The sequence below is a fragment of the Apibacter sp. ESL0404 genome (genome assembly GCF_019469245.1).
Lineage (GTDB): Bacteria > Bacteroidota > Bacteroidia > Flavobacteriales > Weeksellaceae > Apibacter.
Genome location: NZ_CP048267.1, coordinates 945,441 through 968,042, shown reverse-complemented (window position 1 = coordinate 968,042; position 22,602 = coordinate 945,441). Strand labels below are relative to the sequence as shown.

Annotated in this window: 22 protein-coding genes; 12 read left to right on the top strand and 10 right to left on the bottom strand. The window is 27.5% G+C overall.

The features are described from left to right. Window positions 1-74 precede the first annotated feature (74 nt). Together GYM72_RS04095 and GYM72_RS04090 are read right to left on the bottom strand one after the other, a co-directional pair. A complete protein-coding gene (locus GYM72_RS04095; protein WP_220264799.1) occupies window positions 75-464 on the bottom strand; it encodes a DUF3037 domain-containing protein in 390 nt (129 codons plus the stop codon). Beyond that, window positions 442-1,224 (bottom strand): HipA family kinase, encoded by a 783-nt coding sequence (locus GYM72_RS04090; RefSeq protein ID WP_220264798.1) that lies wholly within the window; start codon window positions 1,222-1,224, stop codon window positions 442-444. The genes GYM72_RS04095 and GYM72_RS04090 overlap by 23 nt, the downstream gene beginning before the upstream one ends. A gap of 281 nt (window positions 1,225-1,505) precedes the next feature. Between GYM72_RS04090 and GYM72_RS04085 the strand changes: the two genes are divergently transcribed. From GYM72_RS04085 to GYM72_RS04075, 3 genes are all read left to right on the top strand, one after another. Then, the gene (locus tag GYM72_RS04085; RefSeq protein WP_105297481.1) at window positions 1,506-2,585 is read left to right on the top strand and encodes an Mrp/NBP35 family ATP-binding protein; all 1,080 of its coding nucleotides are present in this window, start codon (window positions 1,506-1,508) and stop codon (window positions 2,583-2,585) included. Between the two features lie 13 nt (window positions 2,586-2,598). Next, window positions 2,599-2,838, top strand: a complete 240-nt coding sequence (locus GYM72_RS04080) for a NifU family protein (protein WP_220264797.1) — start codon at window positions 2,599-2,601, stop codon at window positions 2,836-2,838. 136 nt (window positions 2,839-2,974) lie between these two features. Then, window positions 2,975-3,760, top strand: a complete 786-nt coding sequence (locus GYM72_RS04075) for a DUF3108 domain-containing protein (protein ID WP_220264796.1) — start codon at window positions 2,975-2,977, stop codon at window positions 3,758-3,760. Between the two features lie 5 nt (window positions 3,761-3,765). On the opposite strand, the gene GYM72_RS04070 is transcribed toward GYM72_RS04075, so the two are convergent. Then, window positions 3,766-4,764 (bottom strand): hypothetical protein, encoded by a 999-nt coding sequence (locus GYM72_RS04070; protein WP_220264795.1) that lies wholly within the window; start codon window positions 4,762-4,764, stop codon window positions 3,766-3,768. Continuing rightward, window positions 4,761-5,327, bottom strand: a complete 567-nt coding sequence (locus GYM72_RS04065) for an RNA polymerase sigma factor (protein WP_166003548.1) — start codon at window positions 5,325-5,327, stop codon at window positions 4,761-4,763. The genes GYM72_RS04070 and GYM72_RS04065 overlap by 4 nt, the downstream gene beginning before the upstream one ends. Before the next feature lie 176 nt (window positions 5,328-5,503). Here GYM72_RS04065 and GYM72_RS04060 point away from each other — a divergent pair, with 176 nt between their 5' ends. The 5 genes from GYM72_RS04060 (at window position 5,504) to GYM72_RS04040 (ending at window position 11,927) form a co-directional block, all read left to right on the top strand. Continuing rightward, a complete protein-coding gene (locus GYM72_RS04060) occupies window positions 5,504-6,583 on the top strand; it encodes a DUF6263 family protein (RefSeq protein WP_220264794.1) in 1,080 nt (359 codons plus the stop codon). A gap of 30 nt (window positions 6,584-6,613) precedes the next feature. Further along, entirely contained in the window at window positions 6,614-6,841 is a 228-nt protein-coding gene (locus GYM72_RS04055; RefSeq protein ID WP_220264793.1) for a hypothetical protein, read from the top strand. Then, complete coding sequence (locus GYM72_RS04050) at window positions 6,828-9,341, top strand: YfhO family protein (RefSeq protein WP_220264792.1); 2,514 nt, start codon at window positions 6,828-6,830, stop codon at window positions 9,339-9,341. Before GYM72_RS04055 ends, GYM72_RS04050 begins: the two co-directional genes overlap by 14 nt. 3 nt (window positions 9,342-9,344) lie before the next feature. After that, window positions 9,345-10,625 carry a glycosyl transferase family 1 gene (locus GYM72_RS04045; protein ID WP_220264791.1) on the top strand — a complete coding sequence of 427 codons (1,281 nt, stop codon included), beginning with the start codon at window positions 9,345-9,347 and terminating at the stop codon, window positions 10,623-10,625. A gap of 411 nt (window positions 10,626-11,036) precedes the next feature. Further along, window positions 11,037-11,927, top strand: coding sequence for a hypothetical protein (locus GYM72_RS04040; RefSeq protein ID WP_220264790.1), 891 nt, complete (start codon window positions 11,037-11,039; stop codon window positions 11,925-11,927). Window positions 11,928-12,759: 832 nt separating this feature from the next. Here the strand turns inward: GYM72_RS04040 and GYM72_RS04035 are convergent. From GYM72_RS04035 to GYM72_RS04025, 3 genes are read right to left on the bottom strand one after another with little or no spacing between them, the layout of a single operon-like run. Beyond that, complete coding sequence (locus GYM72_RS04035) at window positions 12,760-13,665, bottom strand: glycosyltransferase family A protein (protein WP_220264789.1); 906 nt, start codon at window positions 13,663-13,665, stop codon at window positions 12,760-12,762. Window positions 13,666-13,669: 4 nt separating this feature from the next. Continuing rightward, complete coding sequence (locus GYM72_RS04030; protein ID WP_220264788.1) at window positions 13,670-14,581, bottom strand: glycosyltransferase; 912 nt, start codon at window positions 14,579-14,581, stop codon at window positions 13,670-13,672. Beyond that, the gene (locus GYM72_RS04025) at window positions 14,578-15,594 is read right to left on the bottom strand and encodes a hypothetical protein (protein WP_220264787.1); all 1,017 of its coding nucleotides are present in this window, start codon (window positions 15,592-15,594) and stop codon (window positions 14,578-14,580) included. The genes GYM72_RS04030 and GYM72_RS04025 overlap by 4 nt, the downstream gene beginning before the upstream one ends. 92 nt (window positions 15,595-15,686) lie before the next feature. Between GYM72_RS04025 and GYM72_RS04020 the strand changes: the two genes are divergently transcribed. After that, window positions 15,687-16,322 carry a VanW family protein gene (locus tag GYM72_RS04020; RefSeq protein WP_220264786.1) on the top strand — a complete coding sequence of 212 codons (636 nt, stop codon included), beginning with the start codon at window positions 15,687-15,689 and terminating at the stop codon, window positions 16,320-16,322. Between the two features lie 55 nt (window positions 16,323-16,377). On the opposite strand, the gene GYM72_RS04015 is transcribed toward GYM72_RS04020, so the two are convergent. Beyond that, window positions 16,378-16,959, bottom strand: coding sequence for an META domain-containing protein (locus GYM72_RS04015; protein WP_220264785.1), 582 nt, complete (start codon window positions 16,957-16,959; stop codon window positions 16,378-16,380). A 304-nt stretch (window positions 16,960-17,263) separates the two neighbouring features. Here GYM72_RS04015 and GYM72_RS04010 point away from each other — a divergent pair, with 304 nt between their 5' ends. Then, complete coding sequence (locus GYM72_RS04010; RefSeq protein WP_220264784.1) at window positions 17,264-18,055, top strand: DUF2797 domain-containing protein; 792 nt, start codon at window positions 17,264-17,266, stop codon at window positions 18,053-18,055. On the opposite strand, the gene GYM72_RS04005 is transcribed toward GYM72_RS04010, so the two are convergent. After that, window positions 18,044-19,933: an LTA synthase family protein gene (locus tag GYM72_RS04005; RefSeq protein WP_220264783.1), complete on the bottom strand. Its 1,890-nt coding sequence runs from the start codon at window positions 19,931-19,933 to the stop codon at window positions 18,044-18,046. The genes GYM72_RS04010 and GYM72_RS04005 overlap by 12 nt on opposite strands. Before the next feature lie 165 nt (window positions 19,934-20,098). On the opposite strand from GYM72_RS04005, the gene GYM72_RS04000 reads away from it, so the two are divergent. Together GYM72_RS04000 and GYM72_RS03995 are read left to right on the top strand one after the other, a co-directional pair. Beyond that, on the top strand, window positions 20,099-21,463 hold the full coding sequence (locus tag GYM72_RS04000) for a dihydrolipoamide acetyltransferase family protein (protein WP_220264782.1): 1,365 nt from the start codon (window positions 20,099-20,101) through the stop codon (window positions 21,461-21,463). Window positions 21,464-21,551: 88 nt separating this feature from the next. Further along, window positions 21,552-21,929 (top strand): copper resistance protein NlpE N-terminal domain-containing protein, encoded by a 378-nt coding sequence (locus tag GYM72_RS03995; protein WP_220264781.1) that lies wholly within the window; start codon window positions 21,552-21,554, stop codon window positions 21,927-21,929. 80 nt (window positions 21,930-22,009) lie between these two features. Here GYM72_RS03995 and GYM72_RS03990 read toward each other — a convergent pair whose 3' ends face one another. Continuing rightward, window positions 22,010-22,585, bottom strand: a complete 576-nt coding sequence (locus GYM72_RS03990) for a hypothetical protein (RefSeq protein ID WP_220264780.1) — start codon at window positions 22,583-22,585, stop codon at window positions 22,010-22,012. Between the last annotated feature and the right edge of the window lie 17 nt (window positions 22,586-22,602).

Below are 22,602 nucleotides of genomic sequence, written 5' to 3'. Positions count from 1 at the left end.
ATTACTAAATTTTAGCGTAAAAATTACATATAATTTTAAATGAAAATGATCTTTGTGTTAACAAGTAATTTGCTTTACAATACCAATTCATTAAATAATTTTAAAAATGTTTGATTAAGATCCGAAGAAAACCCGGGATGTGGTCTGGATGTTTGAATCATAGTACTTCTTTCAGAAGTTAGCCAACGAAATCTTTCTGCAATACCCATAGCAGCTATGCCTCGTCCTTTAGAATCTCCTATACTAATTTTTTTAAATGCATCCAACGCATTTATGATACAATCAATATCAAAAGTATTATCTTTACTAAAATATTTTATTTTCTCTTGATCAACTATATATTCGACTTTAATAAATTTAGCTTCTTTTGAAAACAAAATAATTCCCACATTTATAAATTCTTCTCTTTCTACTTTCGGCACCAATCGTATGACGGAATATTCATATAATCGTTTTTCTTGCATTATTAGCTTCTTTTATAAATAGTTGTGAATTATTTAATCTGTTAGAAAGGAATTCTTGATAAATATTTTTTATATCCTGTATGGATTCTTCTGAACTTCTCCAATCTAACCAATCATCGGGTATTGAATTTACTATTTCACCGATTTTTTCTAAACTTATTAGTTTTTTGCACTGTTGATCAATTTCTTCGAGGTGCGAGGCAAAAGGTAATAATACATGGTTTTTAATTTCGGCAAAAGGTGTAACCGATAATCGTTCCCAGTTTATCCAAGAATGATGAAAATATAAGGAAGCTCCCATATCAATCAGCCATAATTCTTTATGCCAAATAAGCATATTCGTATTTTTAATCGTTCTGTCAATATTAGTTAAAAACGCATCTAACCATACAATTTTTGAGGCTAGATAAGAATCAACCTTTGTAACCACCGGATCATAAGTTAACGCTCCTGACAAAAAATGTAAACCTAAATTCAAACCTCTACTTGCTTTAAGTAAATCTTGTATTTCTTCATCAGCTTCCGTACGACCAAACGCTTCGTCTAAATAGATAAATACTATTTCAGGAATGTTCAATCCTAACAATCTTGCAATTTCCCCTCCAATTAACTCAGATATTAAAGCCTTAGTTCCGTGTCCTGCTCCCCTGAATTTGATCACGTAATTAAACCCGTCATCAGCTTCTGCCAAGGCAGGTAAGGAACCTCCTTCTCTCAACGGGGTAATGTATCTTGTAACGTGTACGCTTCTCAGTTCCATAGTGAATGGGTTATCCTCGGTAAAGTTACATTTTTTTCTAACTATTAATTTTTATTAAAAATTAAATTTTTACTCAACATAAGTTTTTATCTTAGCTTAAACTCAAATTAAATCCGAATACCCTTTACTAGGCAAGTTAAAAATTTAATATACTTTGATTCATTTAAACTATTCAACTATAGATTTTCTTTAGTAAAAAGTATACATAAATCCATAAAGATTAATACATTTGTACAGACAATAAAAAGGAATTATACTTTTTTATTTTAAGAAAATACAAGATGGCAAGTAAAGAAGAAATTAAAAACTTTTTGAAGGAAATAGAGGTTGATGACTTAGTCAGGAATATACAAATAATGGGTGATACCGTTATCATCGATATGCTTTCTCATTCACCTGCCCTACATGAAAAGAAAAGAATGGAAACAGCTATGCATACAGCTTTTGAACAAAAGTTTGGAAAAGATGTACAGCTTAAATTGAATATTTCAGTAGAAGTACCGGAAAAAAAGGATTCCAGAGGAAATGCTATTCCGGGTATTAAAAATATAATAGCGGTTGCTTCAGGAAAAGGCGGTGTCGGAAAATCTACCGTTGCATCCAACTTGGCAACAGCGTTAGTTAAAATGGGATTTAAAGTGGGCTTATTGGACGCTGATATATACGGACCTTCGGTTCCTACCATGTTTGATGTTACCAATGAAAAGCCTTTATCAGATAATAATAAAATTATACCTGTGGAAAGTTACGGAGTAAAGCTTCTTTCTTTAGGATTTTTTGCAGGAGCCAACCAGGCGGTTATTTGGAGAGGAGCTATGGCTTCCAAAGCGATCCACCAATTACTTCATGATGCCAATTGGGGCGAATTGGATTTCCTTCTTATAGACCTTCCTCCGGGAACCGGAGATATACATCTATCGATCGTTCAGGAAGTTCCCGTAACCGGATCCGTAATCGTTAGTACACCGCAACATGTGGCCCTAACGGATGTAAAAAAGGGGGTGGCTATGTTCCAAATGCCGGAAATTAATGTACCTGTTCTTGGTTTAATTGAGAATATGGCTTATTTTACGCCAAAAGAATTACCAAATAATAAATATTATATTTTCGGAAAAAAAGGTGTTAAAAAATTAGCTGAGTCTATGGACCTTCCTTTCCTCGGTGAAATTCCTATCATACAATCCATCAGAGAGGCTTCTGATTACGGAAGGCCGGCCGTATTACAAGAAGATGAAATGGTATCCGGAATTTATATGAACTTGGCTAAAAATATGATAAGCAGCCTGGTTAAAAGAAATGAAGATTTACCACCTTCAGAAGCGGTAAGAATTACAACAATGGCGGGATGTTCTAACAATTAATTTTTTATTTTACATGCAAATGAATACATTAACAGACAGAATAAATCAAGCATTAGAAGAAATTCGTCCTTTTTTAATGTCCGATGGCGGCGATGTTAAACTTATAGAAATCAGAGATAATAAGGTTTTTGTAAGTTTTACAGGCGCATGCTCTGATTGTTCAATTAATCAAAGTACATTAAAATTAGGAATTGAATCAACTATAAAAAAACATGTACCCGAAATTGAAGAAGTAATAAGTATAAGCGAATAAAAATTTAATCCTGCTCTTTTGTTATTTAATTTTTGGCAATAAGTTTGATAGAATTATGATATTTTAATCTATTTTTATATTAATTACTTTTATTTAATAAATGTTATGAGCTATAACTAATAACCAAAAATTTGGAATGAAAAAATTATTTACGATAGTAGTTACGTTCTTATTCTTTTTTATATTTATATCAGCGGATTATTCAACTCCCTCTCCTACTCAATTTAAAGACGGGGAATTTTTAAAGTATAGGATCCATTATGGTTTTTTAAATGCCGGATATGCTACTTTTACCACAAATGTGGAAACTTTTAATGAGAAAACTCACTATCATGTGGTTGGTAAAGGATATTCTACCGGTGCGGTAAAATTATTTTTTAAAGTGGAAGATCTATATGAAACTTATATAGATAAATCCACTTTGCTTTCTTCTAAATTTATACGTAAAATTCGTGAAGGTTCTTATGTAAGAGATCAAACGATGGTCATTGATCATACGAATAAAAATATTACTTATACCAATAATAAATCCAATACTTCCAAAATCTATAATTATACAGGAGAAATGCACGATATGTTATCGGCATTTTATTATTTAAGGCATATGAATACCGATAATTATACAGCGGGAGATTATATCAGTCTTAATATATTTATGGACGGTGAAACTTTAAATTTTAAACTTAAAATTTTGAATAGAGAAACAATCTCTTCTAGTTTTGGAAAAGTAAAATGTTTAAAAATCAGACCCTACGTCCTTGCAGGAAGAGTTTTTAAAGAGAAAGAAAGTGTAACCATGTGGGTAACCGATGACTCAAATCATGTTCCAATTCAAATTAAAGCTGAATTAGCCGTTGGATCTTTAAAAGCCGATTTAAGTAGTTATAAAAATTTAGAAACTCCAATTAATTTTAGTAAATAATCAAGTTATCTGACAAAACGATATATTCCTTCTCCTTCAGTCCAATTGCTTCCCGATTTTATTAATTTAATGATTCTATTGGCTAATTTATCGCAATTGGATTGAAGAATGTGTAATTTCTTCGGTCTGCCTTCTTTACTTACAGTAAATCCGATAACTATCTTAACTTCATTAGTATCGCATTTTTCTTTTTTAAATGATAGATTTTCATAGATATAGACATTGAAATTTTCCCTTCCTATAGTAGGCTCAGATTCTAAACTTTTATTCATACTACTATAAGATTGTGAATCTCTTACTAAAGAATCGCTTAAATAAGTTTGATTTATTTCTCGTTCAGTTTTGTTGAGTTTTTTTACCGGTTTAAGAGAGGAATCTCTATTCATTGTTTTCAAAGATAATAACGGTTCCTCAACTTTTTCTTGACTGAGTTCAGCGCTTATATCCCGGTGTGCAATAAATTTATTTTCAAAGGTATCGGTATCTTCTTCGATTGATTCCGGTTCTATATTTCGAATAAATTCTTTAGGATCAATTTTTTGTTTCAATGTATGATTAGATACGATAGTCAAAGGTTTACTTTTATTTTGTGATTTTACTTTGAAAGTATCGGAAAAATCCTTCTTTTCATTGTTTGAACTATTGTTGTATTCATTGATTGCAAAGGGAATATTCGTATTCTTGTCGTTACTTCCTGATTTTTCGTAAGCGATTAAATTTCTTTCCTTTCTTTGACCGTTTGTTAATTTATATAGTATACTTATACTGACTAGAAGAACTAATCCAGCAGCTTCGACATAAATTGGAAATATATTCTTTCGAGGATTCGTTTTATCTAAAATTTTTCTTTCGAGCTTTTTAATATCCTTATTTGGGTCTCCTTGAACTTCTTCATAACCCTCTAAAGCTTCTCTTAAAAAGTCATCCTTCATGGATTGCCTTTCAATATCTCTAGCATCTTTACCTCTTTTTTTGCCTCCTATATAGTTAAGTAATTTTTTCATTTAAGATTTTTTTCTAAGCAAAGCTTTAAATTTCTTTTACCGTTCTGTATATAACTTTTAACACTTTTCAAGCTGTATTGAGTAGCATCACAAATATCCATATACGATTTATCTTTGAAAAAAAACATTTCAATGGATGTCTTTTGAGGTTGAGGTAGCCTGGATATACAATCGTCTAACATTTGATATTTTTTATCATCATTATTTTCATCCAATAAGTCCCAAACATCCTCAGATTGCACATTTTCCATAGCATGATCTATATTTATTTCTATACCTTCTCTTCTTAATTGTTGTAAACAATAATTTTTGGAAACTGTATATAACCATGATCTGAAATAATCTATTTTATAATTTAAAATTTTAGGAAGTAAATTTTCAAACAGTTGCATTACTGCATCTTGGGCTTTATGCTCATCTTTTAAATATTTAAGGCAAAGTCCATATTGTAAAGGAATATACCTGCTATATAATACACCAAAATATTCGATATCTTGAGTTTCCCTATATTTATCTAAAAGCTCTTGGTCTTTGTATGTCTTAAGTTCTAAACGATTTTTCAAAAATCCTCGAATAAATAATATTTAACGCTAAAATACAAATTAATTAGCCTGATAGAATTTTCAAAATATATAATTTTCAAAATTATTGTAAACAACTGAGAAAAAACTTAGGTTTTTCCGAGCTTTATCATTTGTTTACTAATAATCTTTAGTAAATTGCAGAAAATTTTGACGTAATGAAAAAATTGTCAGTCGTATCTTATTTGTTTATATCTATTTTATTGGGTGGTGGTCTTTTATCATGCAAAAATGAAGAAAAATCCAAACAATTACCAGATACTTCCATTTCAAAAAAAGATGAAACAAACCGTTCAGGAATATCTTTGAACGCGGAATCAACTTTACCGAGTAATGATACTAATAAACAAGAAAAAAGTAGTCCTGAAATTTTAACCGGTATCTATCAAGATGCGGATAGCCTTTATCATCTTAGATATATTCTTGAAAAAGGTAAAACCTATTCTTTTAATTCCAGAGAAATTAATAAGCAAACAGTATCTTTTAGAGATAAAAGTCAATCTGTTTCGCAAGAATCCATAGATCCAATAAGCTTTACGGTATTAGATATCAAAAATGGTATATATACCTTACAAGTATCCATGGGGGGCAAAAAAGTTATTACTAAAGCGGATGGTAAAGTAGTGGTATTTGATACCAACGGTAAAAAACCGGAAAATCCCGATCAAGCAAAATTGTGGAAAATATACAGAGCAATCAGCAATGTTACTTTTACATTAACGATGGATATTTACGGAAATGCTTCCAACATAAAGGGTATGGACGCCATTTATGAAAAAGCAAAATCAACCTTAAAATCCGAATTGAAAGGAAAAGAACTGGAAGATTTTATTAATGCTTTTAAATTGGGTCTGAATCCTGAAACTTTTAAAGCACAATTTGAAGGTTCCATTATGAAATTTCCTTCAAAAGGATTAAAAATTGGAGAGAAATGGAATTCTCATCCGGAATTGAAAGACCAAGGGTATAATCAGTTAGTAAAAGTGGGTGACAGTTTAACTGAAGTTCGTATTCAGGGAACTTTACCGTCTAAAACAGATTCTAAAGTGGTAGAAGGGATAACTTATAAATTGTCTGTAAAGGGAACTCAAAGTGGAAAAATTATCATAAATAATAAATCCGGTTGGATTTCCAATGCCAATTTTACTATGACTGTTACAGAAACCAAATCAGCCAGTAAAGGTGATGAAACTGAAAAGGTGGTTCAGAAATCTGTAAATAACACGTATATTAATTGATAGGTTACTAATTAATTTATATATTTATCGATGGGAAGATTAATTGAATTTATATTTTTTGCCGCAGTTGCTTATTTTGTTTTTAATATTTTAAATAAAATTTTCTCGGGTACTCGTGCAAAAAAGAAATATTCCAAGTCCAAGCCCCATCAATTTAATAACCAAAGAAAAAATTCTTCTCCGAATAAGGGTATTAAATGGGATGCAGAAACAGTTGATTACGAAGAAGTAGAAACTAAAGACAATGAAAAAAAATAGTTATTTTTTGCCGGTTGTAGGATGTTTGCTTTTTTTTGTCATCCTCTCCTTTATGTATTTTAGTCCATTATTATCAGGTAAATATATTTCTCAACCTGATATCATTCATTATAAAGGCGGCGCGCATGAATTAGAAGAGTATCGATCTATTCATGGAGAAGACACTTATTGGAGCAATTCCATGTTTGGGGGAATGCCCACCTACCAAATGGGAGCTAATTATCCTTCAGATATAATTAAGAGTATCGATCGTTTATTAAGAACTTTTCCTACTCCCGCAAGTTATTTATTTTTATTGTTATCCGGTTTTTACTTGTTAGGTATGGTATGGTTAAAAAATTGGAAATATGCTTTGCTGGGAAGTATTATGTTTTCTTTTTCAACCTATTTTTTTATCATAATTGGAGCCGGTCATAATGCTAAAATTCATACGATAGCCTATTTTGCGCCATTTATTGCAGGTGTATATTTACTGTATCAAAAAAAATATGTTACTGGATTTATTCTTACCACTTTATTCTTATCGTTACAAATTGCAGCCAATCATCCACAAATGACGTATTATCTGTTTTTAGCTTTAGGAATTTTTGGTTTGATTGAACTTATTCACAGCTTTAAAACGAAAACATTAAAATCTTTTGGTATTTCTTCTGGCTTTTTTCTTCTGGCCATTTTACTGGCGCTAGGAATGAATTCTACCCGTTTACTATCAACCTATGAATATTCAAAGGAAACTACGCGAGGAAAGTCAGATTTGACTATAAGTAAAAATAACGTTTCCCCTAATCAGGGATTAGATACGGATTATATTACTCATTGGAGCTACGGCATTTTAGAGACGGCAAATTTATTTGTTCCTAGTTTTATGGGAGGTGGTAACAATGAAAAAGGATTTAAAACCTCTAATCTTGAATCATCTTTACAGGAAAATATTAGATCACAGGAAGAATATACTCAATTTCAACGTGCTTTTAATGGCTCTTATTGGGGAGAGCAACCGGGGACCGTAGGCCCTGCTTATCAAGGTTCTGTAGTAATATTCTTAGCCTTTTTAGCTTTATTTTACTATAAAGGCAAATATAAATGGTGGTTGGTTGCAGCAACCGTTCTAAGTTTCTTTTTAGCTTGGGGTAAAAATTTTGGGATATTTACTGATTTCATGATTCAATATTTCCCATTATATAATAAATTTCGAGCTGTTTCTTCCGCTCTCGTGATTGCTGAATTTACTATTCCTTTATTAGCTTTATTGGGTACGTATTCATATTTTATGGATGAAACTCTTACCCAAGTTTATAAAACTAAAATTTTATATATAAGTTCCGGTTTTATATTGGTTATATTATTACTTCTGTATGTATTAGGATTACAAATATTTAGCTTTCATACTACTTTAGAAGGTAATGCTATAAAATCTGAAATATTAGAAGCAATTAGAAAAGATCGTTTTGCCCTTTTCCAATCAGATATTTTACGAACTTTTTTCTTCGTTTTAGTTTGTTCTGTACTTCTTTGGGCTGCTCAAATTAAGTCCTTTAAATCAAGTTATGCAGTTTTAGCTATTGCCGCATTATCTTTAGTTGATTTATGGGGAGTGGATAAACGTTATTTAAATGATGATAATTTTGTGGACAAACAATTTTATAAAAATCCTTTTCCTACTCAAGTAACAGAAAGTCAATTAGAAAAAGCACAAACCGATCCAACCTTGGCTCGTATTTTCAATGCAGCACCTATTAACCATGCATTAGATATAATTAAACAAAACGATCATGCTCATTACAGAGTATTCAATTTGTTGTTAAGTCCTTTTAATGAAACTAATACCTCTTATTTTCATCAATCGATTGGTGGATATCATGGTGCTAAATTAAGGAGATATCAAGATTTAATAGATTTTTATTTATCGGACAGCTTAAATTTACCTATACTTGATATGCTTAATACTAAGTACATCATCACTGCCGATTCTATAATCAGACCTATTCCTAATCCTAATAATAATGGAAATGCTTGGTTTGTAAATGAAATTGTTTTTGCCAACAATGCCGATGAGGAATTATTAGCATTGGGAAAGATTGATAACAAAAGAAAAGCAGTCATAAATTCAAAATATAAAAAAGACCTTACCATAAAATCTTCCTCTGATAGTTTGTCTTCTATAGAATTAAAAGAATATTTACCGAATAATTTAACCTATATTTCTAATAGTAAAGAGGAAAAATTAGGAGTTTTTTCGGAAATTTATTATCCACATGGTTGGAAGGCTTCAATCGATGGAAAAGAAGTTCCTATTTATAGAGCCGATTATACGTTACGTGCCTTAAAAATACCTGCAGGAAAACATACTATAAATTTTTCCTTTAATCCTCCCGTAATTCAAAAAGGAAAATATATAACTCTGGGCACTTGTCTTCTTTTTGTAATCATAAGCAGTATATTATTGATATATGACTACAAAAAAAGAAGTAAATCCGCTGAGATTTCAAAAGCTTTGTAAGACATGTGTAAAAAGGTTTTGATCATTTCCTATTATTGGCCTCCGGCCGGAGGCCCAGGGGTACAAAGATGGTTAAAATTTACAAAATATCTACCGGAATTCGGTATTGAACCTCATGTTTATATTCCCGAAAATCCCTCCTATCCTATTTTAGATCCAAGCTTGGTTGATGAAATAAATCCAAAAATAAAAATTATCAAAAAACCTATATGGGAACCGTACCGTTTAGCTGAGAAACTCACCAAGAAAAATAAAGATTTTAAAGCCGGTCAATTTGAAACCTCTAAAAAACAAGGCATTTTATCCAGGATTTCCGTATTCATAAGAGGAAATTTTTTTATTCCCGATGCTCGTATGTTTTGGATTAAACCATCTATTAAGTTTCTTGAAAAATATATGGATGAATACAATATAGATACTTTAGTTACAACCGGACCTCCTCATAGTATGCATTTAATAGGATTAGGATTAAAGCAAATAAAAAAAGACAAAATCAAATGGATCGCCGATTTTAGAGATCCTTGGACTCAAATTTCCTATTACTCTCAACTAAAACTAACTCAAAGATCAGATCAAAAACATAAGGAAATGGAAAAAAAAGTTTTTCAAAATGCCGATCTGATTCTTTCGACCAGTTATACAGATAAAGAAAATTTTAAAAAATTGGGAGCTAAAAATATTGAATGTATTACTAATGGTTTTGATTCAGAAGTAAATAGAGCAGATGAACCAACTTCTGTATTCACCATTTCGTATGTTGGGATGCTCGAGATTCTACGAAATCCAACTAATTTATGGAAAGTATTAGCAGAATTAATTTTAGAGAATCCAACATTTGCTTCTCAATTCTGTTTAAAATTAGTGGGAAAAATTTCTGATTCGATTATAGAAGAGATAAATAATTCGGCTTTAAAAAACAATTGGGTCAATATAGGATATTTACCTCATGTTGATTCGATTAAAGAAATGAATAATTCTAATTTATTGCTATTAACCAATTTTAATAATGTAAAATCCAAAGGTATCATTCCGGGTAAATTATTTGAATATTTAGCAACAGGTAAAACCATTTTATCTATAGGACCACAAAATGCTGATGTTGAGAAAATTTTAATTGAAACCGAATCCGGTAAACATTTTACTTATAACGATCACGATCATCTAAAACAATTCATTTTAACTGAGTTTAAAAATTGGAAAAGCAATACTGCGCATGTCCCATCATCTAAAATTTCCAATTTTCACAGAAAATTTCTGACTGAAAAATTAATTAAATATTTATAGAAATTATCTCAAATAATAAATACATTTTCTTAGTTTTAAATAGTTATAGTACTCGTAAATCAAAATTTTACCATATATAATTTTAAGTAATAAAACTAATTCATTTAGGTTGTTATTATTTTGTTTTTTTATAGATATTCATCATATTATTTACATTTTGCTTATAAATTGTCAATTTTAATTAATAATGGCATTTTATATTTATTTTTTTTTTTTAATTATTTTGATTAATTGAATATTTTTAAAAATAACATTTTTAATGTCATACATAATAAAATATAACATGTTTATAAATTAAAATAATCTAATTATTATCATAATTTAATAATAAATATAAATTATTAATTTCTAAATAAAAATTAATATTTATCGCATTTTTATTCATATTTATATATTTGAAAAAAAATAATTATGAAAATAAAAATACTGCCTACCTTATTATTAATTTTAATTCCTTTATTTACTTCTGCACAAATCAAAAGTTTGATATTATTCCCAATATTATATGCTAAACAAATCAGACAAGATAAAATTGAAAAATCTAAAAATGAAAAACGTTTAAAAAAGGAAAAACAATTTATAGATAGTGTTTGGAATGCCCATGAAATCAAAAAGCAAATATTGAAAAAAAAGCAAGATAGCATTTATAAAATTAAAGATAGTATTCAAAAAATAAAATTCATGGAAGAAGAGAAATTAAAAAAAGAAAAAGATAGTTTATTAAAAATTCAATTAAAAAAAAATGAACCTACTCCTAAATTATATGATAAATTTCGACAATCTTTATATGGTATGTCAAAAAATAGATTTTTTACCTTATTTAGAGGAATAGACTATAATTATATTAATTTTAAATTCAGCTTTTTTTTGCAAGAGGATTATATGAATTTAACCCCCACAAATGATTACATAGTTAAAGAAAATTATATAAGTCAAAAATATATACCTGTTGTTTCTTCTAAAAACGAATATTTAAAAGTTAAATTTAATCTTATACCTCATACCGATATAATAGGTTATTTTGCAAGCGAATACGGGGATGAGGAAGAAAAAGTATATTTAGTTGATAGTGTTGAGATTACTGGAACAACTCAATTAATTATTAAATTATTTACCGTTTATTGGAATAAAAAAATTACAATAGGTGGAACTAGAAAAGGTGAAATAGCGCATATACAATATTTGAATGATTACGTCTCATTATTTAGAATAGATCATAATACTTGTAAAATTACTATAACTAAAGGAAATATCACCGCTAATTATAATGAAATATATGGAATAAATCCTAAAAAACAGTAAACTTTGAAATATATTAAGATAGTATTCATTTATTATTATCAAGATTAAATATGATTATGTTGATTAGCTATGCTTGATAGGATTAACTTTTTTATATTTTAAAATGTAAATCATTTATTTGTCTTTTTTTATCCAAAAATTAATTATCTAAAACATTTTCGATATTACATAAGCAACAATGTTTTAAAGTTTTAATTTAAAAAATATTCAGCTGTTATAACTTAAAATTGATTCTCTCTATAATATGTATCATGGAAATAAAGATTGTTAATTACTATCTTAATTCACATTTTATGGGTTTATTTTAACTTTATTTTGTTAATTTATGTTAGTAATATTAATTAATTCAATTATTTGAAAAATTTACTTTACTGATTTATTAAGAAAAATAATATGTAAAATGATAAATGAATATTCTTAACAGTCTCATATTCTTCAAAATAGAAATATGGGGTATTCACTTTTTTAAAAAATTATTATAATGTAATATCTATAAAAGATTAATATCTAAAAAATGAGCATCATAAGATATATTAAAAATTATATATAAGTTAATATAAATTAATAAGATATTTATATTCTAACTTTTAAAGAACAAATTGTATGATAATAGCTTGTAAAAATTTAAAAAATGCTATATTTTAGTATAAAATATAATTACAATTTGGTTAAAATAGTATTGCAAAAAATATATTAATTCAATAGTATAACAAAATGTTTAAAAATTAAATAACATAACCAAATTTTATTAAAAGAACTTATATGAAATACCTCAATTATTACATCTAAATGAAATATTTTATTTTAAATAACTATTATGATTTTTTTTATATTAAAATTTTTTTTTTAGTGAAATTAAAAAATATTTTAATATAGCTTTAATTCGGATTTTATTACCATTTTCTTTCGCAATTTTATATATATTTATCATTTTTTTTCTCCTTCCAAAACGATATGACAATATAATATCATCAGTTAAATCTATTTTAAACGAATTCTTTTTAACGTTTTCTAAATATTTATTTATACGAACTTTAGCTAAAAAATTATGATCAAAATCATCTTCAGAGATCATTTTAAAACATAAACTATCTTTTCTGTAAGTAATACAATAAATTGGAAAATCACTTACATAATATTTTCTTGATAATTCTCCAGCTTTAATTACAAATAAAGCATCTTCACCTATTTTCTCTTCTTCAAAAAATAATTTATTTTTTTCAATAAAACTTCGATTAAACATTTTAGCCCAAGCTTCCCAATTTTTATATACTAATTCATTCTTTGCTTCTTCTTCATTTTTAATAAGTTTTTTATAATATTTTTTACGAGTGGTAAGCAAATATTTATTTCTGAATGCTTTATTCATTGTATCACTATAGACACTAGTAGCTAAAAAATATATTATATCATTATCAGTATCAACATATTTATCTGTTTCAGTTAAAAAATTTGTATTAAAAAAATCATCTGCATCAGCAAATAATATCCATTTTCCTTTGGCTTTGGATAAACCTATATTTCTAGCATAACCAGCTCCTTTATTTTCTTTAGTTAAATAAATTTCAATATTCTCTTTATCGTATCCTGGAAATTTATCAAAGTTAACAATTGTAGGATCACTATTATCATCAACTATAATGGTTTGAATATCATTCCTAAATGGTATAGAATCTAAACATCTTTTTAGTAAATGAGGTATATTTTTATGTGGAATTATGATTGAATAAGTGAACATGTTATTAGCTAAAAATTTTCTTCAAATATATTTTAATTCTTTTCAGATAAGAAATTTTTCTCATATTTTTTTCTAATTCAATTTTAATATATTTTGGAACATTATTTTTAGGAGTTGAAATATAAATCTTTCTTAAAATTTTATTTCGGTATAAAATTGTATCTTTCATAAAATAATTTAAACCCTCTTTTTCACAAAAATTAATACGATCTTCTAAGGCCTCTAAAAATGCTATTTCTTTTTTAAATGAAAATTCTTTATATAATCTATTGGTTGTGCTATTTTCTCTTTTATAATAATAATATAATAATGTATCTATTTCGCAAATTTTTTCAGCATTATACATACACTTATACCATATATATTCATCCTCACAAATTTTTACATCTTCTGGCATTCTTATATTATCGAATAAACATTTTTTATATAGTTTATTCCACAAAACCACATAACGAACAGTATCTTTAGTATATTTAAATTCAGTAATAAAAATACTCCCATTATATACTTTTTTATATGTATTTATTAAATCGGAACTTTTAATTTGTATTGTATTAGAAAAACTTTGGAAATTACATATGCAAATATCGCTATCTGTTTCAATTAACTGATTAAGTAATATTTCAAAAAAATTTAAAGAGATAAAATCATCAGGATCAATAAAACTAATATATTCTCCTTTTGCTTTGTCTAATCCTTTATTTCTTGCATGTGAGGGACCTTTATTTTCCTGATGAATAACAACAATTCTGGAATCATTTTTTGCATATTCATCACAAATAAATCCGCTAGAATCTGTAGATCCATCATTAATTAATAGTATTTCCAAATCTGAATACGTTTGATTTATTACAGAATCTAAACATCTACTTAAATATTTTTCTACGTTATAGATGGGAATTATAACTGATATCATTTCTTAGCCGGATTTATATTAAAAAATAATTGTAATTGATTTTCAAATTCTAATTCTTCATTTAGAACTTCGTTTCTGTACTCATTAAAATCCAAAATTGCTTGCTCATAATTAATCATTGAATATTCTATTTTATCAATAATTTTCGAAAGATCATTTTTTACATATTTAAATTTATATCCAATTGGAATATTTAAATCTTGTTGATATTTTGAAGATCCACCCATACCTGAAATAATAATACATTTCATTACAGATGATTCTCTTAACATTTTGTCTCTTCCGGGATTGTATCCAAAATCTATATATACTTTTGCTTTTTTCATGGTTTCAACCACTTGATCGGGTGTCATATTCTTTATGGCTATCCATGTATACTTCGAGCTTTTCTTTTGTATGGATTTTAAATCTTTATTATTTTTTTTAGGATTATAGATTATTATATTTTCTTTATTTACTAAATTTTTAACTCGATTACTTTCTGCTAAAAAAAGTGGATTAACATAATCACATACAAAAGATATCTTATTTTCTGGTATATGGTTTTCGACAAGATATATATAGGATCGGTAAGATTGCGCCCAATGATACACATCTGGAAGATTTTCCAAATGGTACTCCTGCTCTTCTAATTGACCTTTAAAATATTTTGAAATATAAAATTTTAATCCTCTGTGCCTATTCTTCATACAAATTGAATAGAAATCAACACTCAACCACCAAATAATCTTCTTACTTTTTTTAAACTTAAAAATATAATTAGTAAGAGATTCTGGAATGATAATAATATTATTAGGATGATCATCAATAGTTTCAATCTCTGATGTATCGTAGATATTATAAACTTGCGGTTTGGGATTTTCATTAGACTTTTTATGTATATAATACATTTTAGCATCTAATTTAAAAACAGTTCTTAATTTATGGCTTAATTGATGTAATGCTTCAGGCCCTCCGGTTGAGATATTTGCAGGACAAATTATATATATTCTTGTAGAATAATTTATTCTCATAATTTTTTAGTTTTGTAAATTTAATCATTAATTATTTTTAATTAAATTTAGTGATGTCTTTTTACTTCTATATTATATGATTAATAACTTTTATGATAAACCTAATTAAAATTTTTAAGGAATATTTTTCAATTATTAATTATGCAAAACAACAAAAAAAAGATTTAAATATTTATCCTTATAAAATTCTCTTATCATATAGGATGATAGACCATCTTTTTGTTTCTGTAGAACAATTAGCTAGTCAGATTTTATGGATACAAAATAAATTGTCTGATGTAGTAGTTAAACCCAAACAGATATTTTCTTTTTGGAAAATTTTAGGAAATCCAGCTCACATTTCAGAAAATTCTGATTCAATCTTACTATACGAGATATACAGCAGTATTATTTACCATCTAGCACTAGTAAGTGGATTAGCAATACTTGAGAGACATCCTTCCCCTGTAGATCATTTCACTAAAGAACAAAGAATATACCCATTAGGTGCTGAAGCATTGGTTTTATACGAATCAAAAGATTTAAAAATTAAAAACAATTATGATTTTCCTTTAAAATTTAATTTTGAAATAAAAAATCAAATCTTAAATGGATCTATTTTAAGTACAGAAAAAATAATACGTAATGAAGTAGTTTTTACCTGTAGAGATTTTAAAAAATTCAAAGAAGTTTTAACACGAATTAACCGTAGAACAACAGATGTTTCTGTTTATAAAATTAAAATATAAAAAAAGCTTCATGTATTTTAACACGAAGCTATTATAATATTTTTTTAATCAAATTTTACTGATTATATCTTTCAAAAACCAAAATTTCTTGACCATCATTATAAAATGATAAAATAGAATCTTCTTCTCTTATTTCATCAATATTTTGCATAGCATTTAAAAATTGTGATTCATCAAAATCACAAGGCAATTCAGTAGAAGTTAATCTTGAAATGTTAAAAATAGTATTTTCCCAAGTATAATATGCTGTAAATTTATTACAACCTGTTGTTCCGTAAATTTGTTTCCAAGGTTCATCAAATCTCATCAAGGGAACATTCTCATATAAATCTTCAACATTTTGAGAATTCAACCTTACTAATCTCCATTTCACAACATTTTCATCGCCTAAATAGACTAAAATTTTATCTAATTTACCTTTAGGTTTTCTAATATTTAATGTTTCTTTAACTTCAATTATTTTATCTTCATCACCATTCTCAATTATTTCTAAACTATCTATTACATCTTCGTGTTGATTAATCTGAACTTCATCACTATAAACTATTGCTTTTTTTGATGTTCCACAACTTGTAATAAGAAATAATGGAAATAACCCTAAGAAGATCAAATGAAAATTCAATAAACTTTTTTTCATAATATTTAAGTATGTATTATACGATTAATTAACTTTTTGAGCAAAATAAATATTAGGTAAAGATATAAAAAACCTGCAATAACAACTATTTTTTTAGATTTTTTTTTAACTAATATAAATTTTCCCTATACGCCGTATAACGTTTATTATTACTAATTTATTATCTTAAAGTAAATTAAACCCATATATTTAAAAATTATATTTTAATATAAACTTAATATTAAACTATTATATAAATACATATTTAATACATTTGTAATATTCAAGATTACAATACAGACTAAATGTAAATAATTTATTCTTTATGCATCTAACCGGACAACTAACAAAAATGATAACCGAATATAATTCTCCTATTCAGTATTATCTAAATTTTAATGATGAAATACTTATTATAAATCAACTATTAGATAAAAAAATCAAAATACGATTTGATCATTATAAATGTCTGGGATGTGGTTTGGATAAAGAAATATTTGCCATGGGATATTGTAAGGATTGCTATTTTACTTCTCCCTATGCAGGAGATTGGATCCTAAGACCCGAATTATCTAAAGCCCATTTAGGAAAGGAAGACAGAGATTTAAGTGTTGAATCTAAAGCTCAACTTCAGCCTCACATAGTTTATTTAGCAAACTCCGGTGGAATTAAGGTTGGTGTCACAAGAAAATCACAATTACCTTATCGTTGGATCGATCAAGGTGCCGAGTATGCCATAAAATTAGCAGAAACTGAAAATAGATATGAAGCAGGAGTCATTGAATCCATTCTTAAAAAGCACGTTTCAGATAAAACCAATTATAGGAAAATGTTGAGAGAATCAGTTCCCTATATAGATTTATCAATTGTGAAAAATGAGCTTAAAACATTTATACCCGAACAATTAGAAAATTATATTTTAGAGGATAACGAAATTTTTAATTTTCAATATCCGGTAATCGCATACCCACATAAAGTAAATTCGGTAAACCTTAAAAAGGTTTTTGAATTTGAAGGAATTCTAAAAGGTGTTAAAGGTCAATATTTGCTTTTTGATAATAATATGGTGTTTAATGTTAGAAATCATGAGGGATTCGTAATCGACTTAATCCTTTGATTTTACTAAAGATAATTCATTATCTATCAGCCTGTTATTATATTGTTGAATATACGATTTTATTTTTAATTCAAGGTTTTCTTTAGGATAATTTGAAATTGAATGTTGTAATAAACTGTCTTTTGTATAATCATATACACGTAAAATCTTTTTACCGTCAAAAGTAACATAATACTGATTGATTAAAAATCTATAAATACCCTCATTAAAATTGGCAACCACTCGATCTTTACTTTCAACGGGATTGCCAAAAGAAAAAATTTGTTCTTTATAACCCAGATAATTCAAAACTTCAGGGTAAATATCAATTTGACCCATTAATTTATTTTCAGTTCCTTTTAATTTAGAATTAGAAGGATCAAATAATAATATAGGTATTGAATAATTACCAATTTCTGTTAAAAAATATTCAGGTTTAACCCCTCCTCTACTTGTATGATCGGGAGTTATAACAAAGACCGTGTTAGTATACCATTCTTGTTTTTTAGCATTCTCAAAAAATTTTCTTAAAGCAAAATCGGAATAAGCAATGCTCTCATGTATATCTCTGTTTCCTATAGGAAATTTATTTTTATATTGTTCAGGAATGGTATAAGGAGAATGTGATGAAATGGTGAAAATAGTTGAAAAGAAAGGTTGTTTAAATGTATTAAATTTTTTTAATGCAAACTGTAAAAATTCTTCATCAAAAATCCCCCATACTCCATCATATCCACCTTTTTCCTTGTATTCATTTTTACCATAATAATTATCATAGCCGGAAATAAAGGCAAATTCATTGAAATTTTGACTTCCATTAAATGCGCCGTGAAAAAAAGAAGTACTATATCCTTCTTTTTTTAAAACAGCATTAAAACCATCAATTTGATTAAAGGAATAAGGTGAAGATATATAAGAAACTTCCATAAGACAAGGTATAGATGTAATTATTGAAGGTACAGCATCTATAGATTTTAATCCGTTAGCAAAAGCATTGGTATAATACCTGCCCTCCGTAAGTAAGGAATCTAAAAACGGAGTCAATTTCCTTCCTTCAAATTGTTGATTAATGTTTTCTTTTCCAAAACTTTCCAAAATAAGAATTATTAAATTCTTTTTATTAAAACTTCCATCCGAATTGATATCTATAATCGGATTATAAATAGTTTTTAATTGTTGAGAGGTAAAATAATTCTTCTTTTTTAAATTATCTTTTTTATTTATAGTTTTAAAAATTGTAAAAGTTGTGTTTAATACCACTGCGGTATTTTGGGGATAATCGGTGTAATTGATAGCATCAACCGTTTTGATTGGAGCTCTTTGGATTCCTCCTCTCCCCAATAATATAATTAAGCCGATAAATAATAAAAAAACTAATGAGCTTACGAAAATACCTTTCCATCCGTTTTCTTTTTCTTGTCTATATGAAATTTCAGGAATAAATTTCCAAAAACAAAACATAGCCAATAAATATCCTAAAAACATATACCAATATTGAGTTAGGAATACAGGAATTAGTCTGAGTATGTCTCCTTCCATACCGGAAGCAGTAATCAATGAATAGGTACTTCTTTTATTAGTATATATATAATATTTTATATCAATGAAATTTAAACCTATAAAAAAGGCATTGATTAAAAAAAATAGTATTTTTAAACTTTTTTGATAGGTATGATTGTACTTGAAGTTGCCCGGAATCGTACTTAATACAATTATGAGTATATTACTTAAAAAAATTGCTGCCAAATCAAATCGTAAGCCTCCTAAAAACTCCGATAATCCTATATTTTTAAAACAATGTAAATTGAATAGATAGAATATTGTTCTACAAAGCTGATAACAAAAAATTAAGAATAATAATCTAAGCAATAGCAATTTTATACTTAATTTATAATTCATAATAAGTATTGAATAGTTAGTAATTCAAAACTATACAATTTTTCATCATTTTAATCAATAAAATTTGTTTTTTTTTAATAATTCGATACTGATTCTGAGTATAACATAAAAAATTTAATCTCATTCCATATTTTTTTCCTAGTTTTGTCTTTCTAATTATTAATTATGGCTGAATATAAACTTATATTACCTCCTATGGGAGAAGGTATAATGGAGGCTACTATTACCGGATGGGCAAAAAATGAAGGAGATTATGTAGAAGAAGACGAAACTATTGTTGAAATTGCGACAGATAAGGTCGATTCAGATGTTCCTTCCTCCATTTCGGGAAAACTACTAAAAAAGCTTAAAGAAGTAAATGACATTTGCAAAATTGGAGAAGCTTTTGCTATATTAGAAATTGAAGATACTGATGAAAAATCATCTGCTGTTTCTAAAACCGAAATATCTTTAAATCAGGATGATACTTTAACAATCAATACATCTATAAATGTACCTAATATAACAGCTGAATTAGAAAAACCTTTGATTTCTAACTCTGAACTACATAATAGTAATGCTTCTAAAAGTTCGTATTATTCACCCTTAATTAGATCTATTTGTAAAAAAGAAAATATTTCTCAATCGGAATTAGATTTATTACAAGGTACTGGATTAAACGGTAGAATTACAAAAGAAGATATCCTTTCCTATTTAAAAAGTAGAAATCTTTCCGCTACCGTAAAAGTATCACCTATACTGGAACCGGTTCATAATAGCCCTAAAGTATCAGAAAATACATCTGAAACCTCTATATTAAATTCTTCTCCTTCCATATCGGATGGTGACGAAATCATAGAAATGGACCGAATGCGTAAGCTTATTTCTAAAAATATGCTGCAAAGCAGACAGATTTCAGCTCATGTTACTTCATTTGTTGAAGCAGATGTTACCAATATTGTACTTTGGAGAAATAAAAATAAAGATTCTTTCTTCAAAAATGAAGGTGTAAAGCTCACTTTTATGCCTATGTTTATTCAGGCAATTGTAAAAGCAATAAAAGATTTTCCTATGATTAATATTTCCGTAGATGGGGATAGAATTATAAAAAGGAAAAATATTAATATAGGTATAGCAACTGCTGTTCCTAATGGCAATTTAATTGTTCCAGTTATAAAAAATGCTGATCAGTTGAGTTTATCCGGGCTTGCAAGATCAATAAATGATTTAGCAAATCGTGCAAGAAATAATCAGCTAAAACCGGAAGATACCAATTGTGGAACGTATACTTTGAGTAATATTGGAAGTTTTGGAAACCTTGCAGGAACGCCGATCATCAACCAACCTCAAGTTGCTATTATGGCTGTTGGATCGATTGTTAAAAAACCGGCAGTTATTGAAACTCCACAAGGAGACATGATAGGTATACGCCATATGATGATTATCTCACATACCTATGATCACAGGGTCATAGATGGAGCTTTAGGAGGTGCTTTTGCTAAGAGGGTTTCTGATTATTTGGAAAAATTTGATCCTAATACAAAATTTTAAAGTTGAAATATATTTAATAAATTGATTGTTTCCTGTGAACATCCATTCAATACAATATTATATACTGCTAATTATATTTAGTTGCCTTTTGAACAGTTGCGATAAGAAACAAACGATTAAAGCTTCTAACCAAACTGATTCTTTATCAGTATCTTCTTCAATTAGGGATACTTTACCTAAGAAATTTATCGGAACTTATCAAGGAAGTATTTCATGTGATGATTGTGAATTTGTGGTTCTTACTTTAGATCAAAATTATTCGTATATGTTAAAAATTCAGCTTTTTAATGATGAAGATTCTAAAGGATCAATTATTTATGAACAAGGAAATTTCAATTGGGATAGAAAAAATTCAATGATAGCTTTAGACAAGTTTGGTTTTAAATTTAAAGCTTTTGAAAAAAAACTATACTATCTTGACAATACAGGTCAATACGATACTGAAGATTATTTACTTAAACAATAAACTATAATTAATCAAGTATGTTTAGAGTAACTTGATTATTTCAATCTCATTAAATTTTGCCGATTTTTTGAAATAAATATTTAAAATTCTAAATCATAATTAGAGATAGATAAACTTATTAAAATATTTTTTTCATTAAAGTAAAAAGTAGTATAAATTTTATCTGACACTACTTTATATGTAGGCTGTTTCGTATTTTTAAATTTTATTAAACGCTTAGCATATATTTTTTCAATGGAACTTAGAGAAGATTGATATAAGACAATTGAATTTGATAATTCTACTGAATTGATTCCTCCATAATTGAAACTAACCAGTGAAATTTTATCATTACTTCCTAATCGTCCGCCACCCTCTGATATTGCACTAATTTGAAAACCATTCATGAAATCCCAAGTATAAATGTTTCCTGAACCTTCGATGGGTTCTGCATCCGTATAAGTAGCTATAGTATTGATTGCCTCTATTTTTTGCGGTAATTTAAATCCTTTAGCAGTAAAAAATAATTCTTTAATTTTAGCCGCAGATTTGGGACCTAAAATAAGGCTTTTCTTTTTTAATTTAGTAGTTGTTATCCTATTGGTTTTATTTTGTGAAAACAGCTCTCCGCTGTTTAAAATCATTAGTAGAGTGAAAACGAATACAATTTTTTTCATTATAATTATTTTAGTAT